This is a genomic window from Mycobacterium sp. 1081908.1, from assembly GCF_001673535.1.
GTDB lineage: Bacteria > Actinomycetota > Actinomycetes > Mycobacteriales > Mycobacteriaceae > Mycobacterium.
Genome location: NZ_LZLY01000116.1, coordinates 1 through 9432 on the forward strand (window position 1 = coordinate 1; position 9432 = coordinate 9432).

At 67.5% G+C, this 9432-nt stretch carries 14 protein-coding genes; 6 read left to right on the forward strand and 8 right to left on the reverse strand.

All coding sequences use genetic code 11. The annotated features are described in order from the left end of the window. Together A5655_RS18315 and A5655_RS18320 are read right to left on the reverse strand one after the other, a co-directional pair. Positions 1-278 (reverse strand): histidine kinase N-terminal domain-containing protein (locus A5655_RS18315; RefSeq protein WP_197508736.1); only part of this gene is annotated, 278 nt, incomplete at its 3' end. Positions 279-285: 7 nt separating this feature from the next. Further along, positions 286-501 (reverse strand): biotin/lipoyl-binding carrier protein, encoded by a 216-nt coding sequence (locus A5655_RS18320; protein ID WP_066932464.1) that lies wholly within the window; start codon positions 499-501, stop codon positions 286-288. A 173-nt stretch (positions 502-674) separates the two neighbouring features. Between A5655_RS18320 and A5655_RS29435 the strand changes: the two genes are divergently transcribed. Next, entirely contained in the window at positions 675-749 is a 75-nt protein-coding gene (locus A5655_RS29435; protein WP_003416889.1) for a 50S ribosomal protein bL37, read from the forward strand. An 8-nt stretch (positions 750-757) separates the two neighbouring features. Here A5655_RS29435 and rsrA read toward each other — a convergent pair whose 3' ends face one another. Then, entirely contained in the window at positions 758-1060 is a 303-nt protein-coding gene (rsrA, locus tag A5655_RS18325) for a mycothiol system anti-sigma-R factor (RefSeq protein WP_067012354.1), read from the reverse strand. Next, a complete protein-coding gene (locus tag A5655_RS18330) occupies positions 1057-1707 on the reverse strand; it encodes a sigma-70 family RNA polymerase sigma factor (RefSeq protein ID WP_197508737.1) in 651 nt (216 codons plus the stop codon). Before A5655_RS18330 ends, rsrA begins: the two co-directional genes overlap by 4 nt. A 269-nt stretch (positions 1708-1976) precedes the next feature. Here A5655_RS18330 and A5655_RS18335 point away from each other — a divergent pair, with 269 nt between their 5' ends. Beyond that, positions 1977-2825: an NAD(P)-dependent oxidoreductase gene (locus A5655_RS18335; RefSeq protein WP_067012358.1), complete on the forward strand. Its 849-nt coding sequence runs from the start codon at positions 1977-1979 to the stop codon at positions 2823-2825. A gap of 47 nt (positions 2826-2872) precedes the next feature. Next, positions 2873-3310, forward strand: coding sequence for a YbaK/EbsC family protein (locus tag A5655_RS18340; RefSeq protein WP_231999200.1), 438 nt, complete (start codon positions 2873-2875; stop codon positions 3308-3310). A gap of 46 nt (positions 3311-3356) precedes the next feature. Here A5655_RS18340 and A5655_RS18345 read toward each other — a convergent pair whose 3' ends face one another. From A5655_RS18345 to A5655_RS18355, 3 genes are all read right to left on the reverse strand, one after another. After that, the gene (locus A5655_RS18345) at positions 3357-3848 is read right to left on the reverse strand and encodes a DUF6632 domain-containing protein (RefSeq protein WP_156764923.1); all 492 of its coding nucleotides are present in this window, start codon (positions 3846-3848) and stop codon (positions 3357-3359) included. A gap of 100 nt (positions 3849-3948) precedes the next feature. Continuing rightward, positions 3949-4872 carry an NmrA family NAD(P)-binding protein gene (locus tag A5655_RS18350; RefSeq protein ID WP_067012362.1) on the reverse strand — a complete coding sequence of 308 codons (924 nt, stop codon included), beginning with the start codon at positions 4870-4872 and terminating at the stop codon, positions 3949-3951. Between the two features lie 102 nt (positions 4873-4974). Next, positions 4975-5556: an HdeD family acid-resistance protein gene (locus A5655_RS18355; protein WP_067012364.1), complete on the reverse strand. Its 582-nt coding sequence runs from the start codon at positions 5554-5556 to the stop codon at positions 4975-4977. A 112-nt stretch (positions 5557-5668) separates the two neighbouring features. Between A5655_RS18355 and A5655_RS18360 the strand changes: the two genes are divergently transcribed. Further along, positions 5669-7090: an NAD(P)/FAD-dependent oxidoreductase gene (locus tag A5655_RS18360; RefSeq protein ID WP_067012366.1), complete on the forward strand. Its 1422-nt coding sequence runs from the start codon at positions 5669-5671 to the stop codon at positions 7088-7090. A gap of 78 nt (positions 7091-7168) precedes the next feature. Beyond that, the gene (locus A5655_RS18365) at positions 7169-7399 is read left to right on the forward strand and encodes a hypothetical protein (RefSeq protein ID WP_156764924.1); all 231 of its coding nucleotides are present in this window, start codon (positions 7169-7171) and stop codon (positions 7397-7399) included. A 9-nt stretch (positions 7400-7408) separates the two neighbouring features. Here the strand turns inward: A5655_RS18365 and A5655_RS18370 are convergent, their stop codons facing one another. Beyond that, a complete protein-coding gene (locus A5655_RS18370; protein WP_067012369.1) occupies positions 7409-8275 on the reverse strand; it encodes a 3-hydroxyacyl-CoA dehydrogenase family protein in 867 nt (288 codons plus the stop codon). Between the two features lie 122 nt (positions 8276-8397). Here A5655_RS18370 and A5655_RS18375 point away from each other — a divergent pair. Then, the coding region (locus tag A5655_RS18375) for a 13E12 repeat family protein (RefSeq protein ID WP_067012371.1) at positions 8398-9432 on the forward strand (1035 nt) is incomplete at its 3' end.

Below are 9432 nucleotides of genomic sequence, written 5' to 3' on the forward strand. Positions count from 1 at the left end.
GTGGTGGCGGCGGGCCGGAAGGTCTCGTCGACGAGCGGCAGCCGGTCGGCGGCGACGACGGTGCCGACGGCATCGGTTTGCAGAACGGTGGGCGCGGTGTTCGGACGGCACTGCGCCACGCAGACCAGCACGCCGTCGTCGCGGCGGACCCACATCAGGTAGTCGGCGAAGGACAGGTCGGCGAGCAGCTGCCACTCCCCCACCACGGCGTGCAGGTGGTCCACCGCGTTGCCCGGCAGCATCGTGTGCTCGGCAAGCAGGTCACCGAGAGTGGACATCCAACCGCTAGCTGATCACGGCGATGAGGTCACCCGCCTGAATGACGTCGCCCACCGACACGCTCACCTTGCTGACGGTGCCGTCGACTTCGGCCAGGACCGGGATCTCCATCTTCATGGACTCCAGCAGCACCACGATGTCGCCCTTGCCGATCGAGTCGCCCTCGTTGACGACGACCTCGAGCACGCTGGCCACGATCTCGGCGCGAACATCCTCCGCCATCTTCACCCCACTCATCCTGGTCATTGGCGCATGCTGGCTGCTGGTCTATCGAGCTCATGTATATCGAACCATAGGACCGGTGGGGACCGCGGCGCGCGGGGCGTGCGACAATGTGAGACAAGCTAACGGGTGCGCGGCGCCCGATCGATGCGCAATCACGGAGGTTCGGACAGATGGCCAAGCGTGGCCGGAAGAAGCGCGACCGCAAGTACAGCAAGGCCAACCACGGCAAGCGGCCCAATTCCTGACGGAGTAGCTACTCCATCCCGCGGATGATGGTGGTCCGGCGGATCTCCAGCCGGAGGCGTTCCTTGAGGCCCTCGGGGGCCTTGTCGCCGGTGCACTTGGTCGCGATCAGCGCCTTGAGGCGCTCCTCGATCCCGTAATGCTGGAAGCAGCCGGGGCACGCCTCGAGGTGCTGGCGCAGCCTCTCCTTCGCCTCGGGCGTGCACTCGCCGTCGAGCAGGGTCCATACCTCGGCGATGACCTCGGCGCAGCCCAGGCCGTGGGAATGGCTGTCGTCGGCGCGCGGCTCGGCGGGGCCGGCAGACTCGCTCATGACGGCACCTCCTCGTGCGCATGTTGGCCACGGTTGAAGCCGCGCTCCTTGGCCACGTCGGCCAGGAGACCGCGCAGCTGACGTCTGCCGCGGTGCAGCCGAGACATTACCGTCCCGATGGGCGTGTCCATGATCTCGGCGATTTCCTTGTACGGGAAACCCTCGACGTCGGCGTAGTAGACGGCCATCCGGAACTCCTCCGGCAACGCCTGCAACGCCTCCTTGATCTCGTTGTCGGGCAGCGCCTCGAGCGCCTCGACCTCCGCCGAACGCAGGCCGGTCGAGGAATGTTCGGCGTTCGACGCCAACTGCCAGTCGGTGATCTCCTCGGTCGGATACTCCGCCGGCTGGCGCTGCCGCTTGCGGTAGCTGTTGATGTAGGTGTTGGTCAGGATGCGGTACAGCCACGCCTTGAGGTTCGTGCCGGCCCGGAACGAGCGGAAACCGGCGTAGGCCTTCACCATCGTTTCCTGCAGCAGATCCTCGGCGTCGGCGGGGTTGCGCGTCATGCGCAGCGCGCCGCCGTAGAGCTGGTCCAGCAGCGGAATCGCGTCGCGCTCGAAGCGCGCCGTGAGTTCCTCGTCGGTCTCCTGGAGTGGCGCCGGTTCGGCAGCCTGTAGACCCGTCTCGCCGTCGGTATCGGCCATCTCGATTAACACGGTCCCTTCTGCAGCGGTGTCGCCGGCCAGCGCCGAAAGCGCCGCCGAACTCGCAAGCGAGCGGCTCAACTGCTCGTCCTCCATGAGGCACGTCGCGGTTGGCACCAAACTGCTCCTCCCAATCTAAAGGCTGCCCCCGACAGTGTCTGTCCGGGCTGCGCATCTGCATCAGAAACCGACTCTTTTAACAGCATCCGGCAGCCGGCTATTTCCCGGGCGGAATCGGGGCGGTTCGCGCGTGGCGTTAATGTGACGCCATGTCCCTGAACGGCAAGACCATGTTCATCTCCGGCGCCAGTCGCGGAATCGGCCTCGCGATCGCCAAACGGGCCGCGCAGGACGGCGCCAACGTCGCGCTGATCGCCAAGACCGCCGAGCCGCACCCCAAGCTGCCGGGCACGGTGTACACGGCCGCCAAGGAGCTCGAGGACGCGGGCGGGCAGGCGCTGCCGATCGTCGGGGACGTCCGCGACCCGGATTCGGTCGAGGCCGCGGTCGCCAAGACCGTCGAGCAGTTCGGCGGCATCGACATCTGCGTGAACAACGCGTCGGCGATCAACCTGGGTTCGATCACCGAGGTGCCGATGAAGCGGTTCGACCTGATGAACGGCATCCAGGTGCGCGGCACCTACGCCGTCTCGCAGGCCTGCATCCCCCACCTGAAGGGCCGGGAGAACCCGCACATCCTGACGCTGTCGCCGCCGGTGCTGCTCGGCAAGGAGTGGTTGAAGCCGACCGCCTACATGATGGCCAAGTTCGGGATGACGCTGTGCGCGCTGGGGATCGCCGAGGAGATGCGCGACGAGGGCATCGCCTCCAACACGTTGTGGCCGCGCACACTGGTGGCGACCGCCGCGGTGCAGAACCTGCTCGGCGGCGACGAGGCGATGGGGCGGGCCCGCAAGCCCGAGGTGTACTCCGACGCGGCCTACGTCATCCTCAACAAGCCCGCCCGCGAGTACACCGGCAACATGCTGCTGTGCGAGGACGTGCTGGTGGAATCCGGCGTCACCGACCTGTCGGCCTACGACTGCATCCCGGGTTCGCAGCTCGGCGTCGACTTCTGGGTGGACGGCGTCAACCCGCCCGGGTACACGGGTCCCTGAGTCCGAAAGCGCCCACACCGGGCATCGCGGCGCTCGTCAAAGCCGGTGTGCCGCATGAGATCGTCAAGTTCGATCACGATCCCCGGGAATCGTCGTTCGGCGTCGAGGCCGTCGAGGCGCTGAGCCGGGTCGGCGTGGCACCGGAGCAGGTCTACAAGACGCTGATCATCGCCGTGCCCGACGGGCTGGCCGTCGCGATGGTCCCGGCGGCGGCGAAGTTGTCGCTCAAGGCCGCCGCCGCGGCGCTCGGGGTGGCGAGGGCCGCCATGGCCGAACCCGGTGCCGCCCAACGGGCCACGGGCTACGTCGTCGGCGCGGTATCCCCGTTCGGGCAACGCCGGCGCCTGCCCACCGTCGTCGACGCCGGCGCGCTCGCCTTCGAGCGGGTGTACTGCAGCGCGGGCCGGCGCGGCTGGGACGTCGCGGTCTCCCCGCACGACCTGATCCGGCTGACCGCGGCGGTCACCGCGGACATCCGGGCCTGACGGACCCGAATCGGCTTGCGCTGCAACGCTGCCCGCGCCGAATTCCTCACGCCACGATCTTGTCGGTTGCCCTCGATGATTGCGCTTTGTCCGCGCGACGCCAGAGGTAGATTCCCAGCGCGAGGATCAGCACAAATGGAATGTCGGTCAGAAACTTGCTCCAGTAATGATCCATCTCGGTACCTGCTTGCACGGCCATCAAAACCCCATGCGCGAGGTTGGCCCACATCGTGAAGCTCAGAAACGACGCGTAGCCGCGCGGGTCGCCGGCGGCACGCAGCAGAAAGACCCCCCACACGATGTAAATCACCATCAGCATCGGCGGAACGTGCATATGTTCACTGCCGCAGCGCACGTCGTTCCAGATCGTCCAGTTCAACGCTCCGCCGTGCTCCGCGAGCAGCGGCGACTGCGCGATGAAGCCCACGAACAGCGATACGAATATCGCCAGCGTCAAGACGCCATAGACACGCAGGAAAACCCGAAACGCCTTGTGCCCTCGAGAATTATCCCGCTGGGCGGCGGGGGTTGCGCTCATAGTTGTACTCCTTTCCTAGCCGCCGGGGCGGCCCGTCCTGTCAGCCATTACTGAGGATCCGACGCGGCGAAACTCATCGCCACCGGACGGCGTTGCGTCGCTAGCTGTTTCGACGGGTCTCCTGCGGCGCCCCGAACACGATCTGGTTTTTGCGAACGAATGCCTCCAGCGACTGGGGCGGCGCCTCGCCAATCGTTTCGACCACATCGGTCACCGCGTCGAATTCACCGTGTTGGTGGCTCTCGGCCACCCGCGACAGGTGCTCGATCAGCCACGGCGTCATGACATCGACCTGGGACAGGATCTGACGCCAGCGCTCGACCGGGATGTCGACGTACTCCACGCGGCGTCCCAGTACCTGACTGAAAATGCCCGCCTGTTCCGTCATCGACAACGCCTCCGGACCGGTGGGCACGTACGTCTTGCCCTGGTGCGCAGCGGGATTCGTCAGGATGCCGACGGCCACCCGCGCGATGTCTTCGCCCGCGATGGGGGCGTGCCGCCCCTGGCCGTACGGCAGATAGATCTTGTGGTCGGTCCGAATGGTGGGGGCGGCGACGTTGAACAGATTCTCCAGAAAGAACGGAGGACGCAGGTGGGTCACGCCGATCCCAGACCAGTCGAGGACGCGCTCCGCCAACCAGTGTTGGCGCGCGGCCGGGCTCGCGTGGTCCGGGCGAGCCGTGATCTGGGACATGTTGACCACCGACTGCAACCCCGCCTGCCTACCGGCGGCGGCGAAGGTCGCAGTCGCAATGAGAAGTCCGTCGGCGAGCGGATACGTGAAGTACGAACGTTGCACCCCATCCAGCGCTGCCCGCACTGCCTCGTAGTCGCGAATATCGCCGACCGCGATTTCGGCGCCGAGTTTCGTTAGCTCGTTCGCCCGTTCATCGGCTTGGCGGACGAACGCCCGAACATGCAGCCCCCGTTCGAGCAGCTGCCGCGCCACGTGGTTGCCCGTGGCCCCATGACTTCCCGCCGCGCCCACAATCAGGAAACGCGTCGAACCCGCCTGCGTCATATCCGCTTCTCCTCCGAAAGGTAAACGATCGCTTTACCCATACGGAGGCGGCGCGGGCCTCAAACTCATCGGGCGACGTGATGCGCGCGCCCGGCGCGCGGCCTACCCGGTCAGGTGTTTGGCCCGGCTGCGGGTCTGGAACGCCGTGATGACGTCCATGATGCCGATGACGATCAGCCACCACCCGGCGACCAGGGTCAGGATCGCGATCGAGCGCAGCGGCGAGATGATCATGACGGCGCCGCCGATCACGATGATCAGACCGGACAGCGCCTGCCAACCGCGGCCGGGCATGTGGTCGAACGACAACGCCGCGGCGAGCAGCGTCATCCCGCGGAACAGCCAGCCGATGCCGATCCAGATGGCCAACAGCCAGACCGCCTCGAATTCTTCGCGGAAGCAGAAGAATCCCACCACCAGCGACACGACGCCGGTGATGAACGACAGCACCCGCATCGCGACCCCGGCGTGCGTGCCGAAGGCGGCGAACATGTATCCGATCCCGGACACCACCAGGTAGATGCCGAACAGGACACCCGCGACGAACAGGGTCTTGCCCGGCCAGACCAGCACGATGACGCCCAGCGCCACGGCGGCGAGGCCGATGAGCAGGAGCAGCTGCCACGCGCTGCGAGCAAGCTGCCGAAGTGGACCTTCAAACACGGTCTGATCGGTATTTGTCATGTGAATATGATTCGCCGTCACAATCGCGAAGAGAACGTCGATGGCAACACGATTCGGTATCGCGCGCGAGTACCGCGAACGACGTCCAACCAAATTCCTGTTGGATGGACCCATGACAACTGCGGTGGTGGTGGGTGCCGGGCCCAACGGGCTGGCGGCCGCGGTGTGCCTGGCCGCCGAGGGCGTGCGGGTCACGCTGCTCGAGGCGGCCGACCAGGTGGGCGGCGGCACCCGCAGTGGCGAGGCGATCGTCCCGGGCCTGCTGCACGACCACTGCTCCGCGATCCACCCGATGGCCGTCGGGTCGAGCTTCCTGGGCCGCTTCGACATGCAGCGCTATGGCCTGACGTGGCGCTGGCCCGAGATCGATTGCGTGCACCCCCTCGACGACGGCGGCGCCGGCGTGCTGCACCGCTCCGTGGACGAGACCGCGGCCGGCCTGGGCCGCGACGGGCGGCGCTGGCGGCTCGCGTTCGGCTACTCGGCCACCCGGTTCGACGCCCTGAGCGAGGACATCATGGGGCCACTGCTGCGGTTCCCCAATCACCCGCTGATGCTGGCCCGGTTCGGTGCGCCCACGCTGCTGCCGGGGTCGACGTTCGCGCGGCTGTTCCGCACCGAAGAGGGCCGCGCGTTGTTCGGAGGCGTTGCGGCGCATACCTTTCGGCCGCTGCACTACCCTATGACGTCCGCCATCGCTTTGGGCCTGATCGCGGCGGGCCACCGGCACGGCTGGGCGGTGGCCGAGGGCGGCTCGCAATCGATCGCCAACGCCATGGCCGCGCTGCTGACCGATCTGGGCGGCAAGATCGAGACCGGTGTGCGGGTCAAGGCGGCCGCGCAGTTGCCGCCCGCGGACATCACCATGTTCGACCTCGCCCCGGGCGCGGTCGCCGGGATTCTGGGAGACCGCCTGCCGGGCCGGGTTTCCCGCGCCTTCAGCAGGTTTCGCCGCGGCCCGGGCGCGTTCAAGGTCGACTTCGCCGTCGAGGGCGGCGTGCCCTGGACGAACCCGGACGCGCGCCGGGCCGGCACGGTGCACCTGGCGGGGACCTACGCCGAACTGGCCGCGACCGAGCGGGAGATCCACGCCGGCCGGATGCCCGAGCGGCCGTTCGTCCTGGTCGGCCAGCAGTACCTCGCGGACCCGCAACGCTCGGTGGGCGAAACGCACCCGGTGTGGACCTATGCGCACGTCCCCAACGGCTACGCCGGCGACGCCACCGGGGTGATCGTCGCCCAGATCGAACGATTCGCCCCCGGCTTCGCCGAACGCGTTGTCGGCCAGGCGGTTCGCTCGACCACCGAGATGGCGACCTTCAACCCCAACTATGACGGCGGCGACATCATGACCGGCGCCAAGGACATCCGCCAGCTGACGTTCGGACCCCGAATCACGCTGTCGCCCTACACCATTGGCGTGCCGGGGATGTACATCTGCTCGGCGGCCACCCCGCCGGGGCCCGGGGCGCACGGCATGTGCGGCGCCAACGCGGCCCGGCTCGCGCTGGACCACCTGGCCCGACGGGCGTAACCAGGCCCTTGTGCGGGCGTAGTCACTTGACTACACTGCCATCATCGCTGCTCAACGGGGCAGCACAGGAGGATCGATATGAAACGATTTGTCGCCGCCGCCGTACTGGCCCTGTCGGGTTTGATGACCATCGGCGTGGGCGTCGCCGCGGCGGACACGATTCAGACCGAGGGCAGCTATCCGACCCGGGAGGCCTGCCAGGACGCCGGGCCGGGCGTGAAGGCCACGACGCCGGGGAACTGGAACAACTTCTGGTGTGTCCCCGACCGTACGGCCGCCGGCCAGTGGCGCCTGGTGCTCAGCAACTGAAAAGGCAAGTCAGTAGGTGTAGAAGCCCTCGCCGGTCTTGAGGCCGAGCTTGCCGGCGTCGACGTAGGACTGCAAAAGGTCCCGCACGCTCTTCGGTAGGTGCGGAAACTCTGCGGCGTAATGGTTTTCGATGTCGAGGACCACGTCGAGCCCCACCAGGTCCATCATCTGGAACGGCCCGGCCGGCACACCCCAGTTCGCCTTGAACATCCCGTCGACGTCCTCGGGCCGGGCCACGCCTTCGGCGACCACGGCCAGCGACTCGCGTTTGATGGCCGCCCAGATGCGGTTGAAGATGAAGCCGGTGGATTCCTTGCGGGCCTCGAAGGGCCGGATGCCGAACTCGGGCAGCACGGCCAGCAGCGTGTCCAGCAGGCCGCGGTCGGTCTGACCGTCCGACATCAGGTCGACCGCGCTGAGCTCCGGTGGCATGTAGAAATGCATGTTGCACAAACGGGTTTTGTCGCGCACGTTTTCGGCCATCAGCCGCGAGGGGAACGACGAGGAGTTGGTCGCGAAGATCGTGCCCGGCGGCGCCGCCCGGTCGATCTCGCCCCACAGCGGGATCTTGATCTCGAGTCTTTCCGGGACGGACTCCACCACCAGCCAGGCGTCGTCGAGCGCCTCTGCGAGTGAATCGGTTCCCGTCGCGACGCCGACTTCGCCAAAGCCCCGCTGCTGCACCGCCCTTGGCAGGGTCTCGGCCACATACTGGGTGGCCGCTTCCAGTTGCTCCGCACGCCGCGCGTGGATTCGCACCGTGCCGCCCCGGCTGGCGAACATCACCGCAATGCGGCGGCCCAGCGTTCCCGCCCCGACCACCGCCACCGGACGGTTGCGAATGTCGTCGAACGTGTATGTGTACGAGCCGGTCACACCCGCATACTAGATGCGTTGAGTGTTGCATCATGGATGCGTTTTCAAAGAACTTGCGCCACTTTGGTTTCAGGTGTCTCAGGGCGGCGGTTTTTGTCGGTGGGCGTGGTTAGTTTCGGGGCATGGCTGACGGTGGTGTTGATCGGGAGGCGCTCTCGGCGGCGCTGGATCGCTGGGAAGCCGATTTCGACACGGTGGCCAAGATTGACTGCGAGGCGTTGACTACCCGCGAGCACCTCGCGTTGCTCGAGCGTTTCGAGAAGATGCGCCGGCGGATACCGTCCCTAGAACACCCGGTGATCAATTCCGTGGCCCGCCAGGCCACCCCGGAGGAGTTGGGCGGCAAGCTCTCGCATGCGATCGCCGAGGCCACGCTGATCACCCGCGCCGAAGCCGCCCGGCGCATCAAGGAAGCCGCCGACCTGGGCCCGCGCCACGGCCTGACCGGTGAACCGTTGGCGCCGGTGTTGGCCGCGACGGCCGCGGCCCAACGCGACGGCACCCTGGGCACCGGCCAGGTCGCGGTGATCCGCAAGTTCTGGCACGAGCTGCCCGGCTGGATCGACGCCGCCACCCGCGAGCAGGTCGAAGCCAAACTGGCCCACGAGGGCACCCGGTTTCGTCCCGAACAACTGGGCGCACTAGCCGACACGGTGGCCGACTGCCTCAACCCCGACGGCAACTACACCGACGCCGACCGGGCCCGCCGGCGCGGGCTGACCTTGGGCAACCAACAATCCGACGGGATGTCAGAGCTACGCGCGCTGATCACCCCCGAACTGCGCGCCACCCTCGAAGCCGTGCTGGCCAAGCTGGCCGCCCCGGGCATGTGCAACCCGAACGACGACACGCCGTGCGTCGACGGAACACCCGCCCAAGAGGCCATCGACGCCGACGCCCGCAGCGCCGCCCAACGCAACCACGACGCAATGCTGGCCGCGCTGCGCGCCCTGCTCGCATCGGGCAAACTCGGCCAGCACAACGGGCTGCCCGCCTCAATCATCCTCACCACCACCCTGGCCGAACTCGAAGCCGCCGCCGGACGCGCCCTGACCGGCGGCGGCACCATCCTGCCCATGAGCGACGTCATCCGCCTCGCCCGCCACGCCCGCCACTACCTGGCGATCTTCGACAAAGGCAAAACCCTGGCGCTGTAT

Bases quoted from the DNA above. Each gene is read 5' to 3' on its own strand.
- A5655_RS18320 (WP_066932464.1), bottom strand. From the start codon at position 501: ATGGCGGAGGATGTTCGCGCCGAGATCGTGGCCAGCGTGCTCGAGGTC.
- A5655_RS18360 (WP_067012366.1), top strand. From the start codon at position 5,669: ATGACAACTGCGGTGGTGGTGGGTGCCGGGCCCAACGGGCTGGCGGCC.
- A5655_RS18365 (WP_156764924.1), top strand. From the start codon at position 7,169: ATGAAACGATTTGTCGCCGCCGCCGTACTGGCCCTGTCGGGTTTGATG.
- A5655_RS18330 (WP_197508737.1), bottom strand. From the start codon at position 1,707: ATGGCCGATACCGACGGCGAGACGGGTCTACAGGCTGCCGAACCGGCG.
- A5655_RS18350 (WP_067012362.1), bottom strand. From the start codon at position 4,872: ATGACGCAGGCGGGTTCGACGCGTTTCCTGATTGTGGGCGCGGCGGGA.
- rsrA (WP_067012354.1), bottom strand. From the start codon at position 1,060: ATGAGCGAGTCTGCCGGCCCCGCCGAGCCGCGCGCCGACGACAGCCAT.
- A5655_RS18355 (WP_067012364.1), bottom strand. From the start codon at position 5,556: ATGACAAATACCGATCAGACCGTGTTTGAAGGTCCACTTCGGCAGCTT.
- A5655_RS18335 (WP_067012358.1), top strand. From the start codon at position 1,977: ATGTCCCTGAACGGCAAGACCATGTTCATCTCCGGCGCCAGTCGCGGA.
- A5655_RS18345 (WP_156764923.1), bottom strand. From the start codon at position 3,848: ATGAGCGCAACCCCCGCCGCCCAGCGGGATAATTCTCGAGGGCACAAG.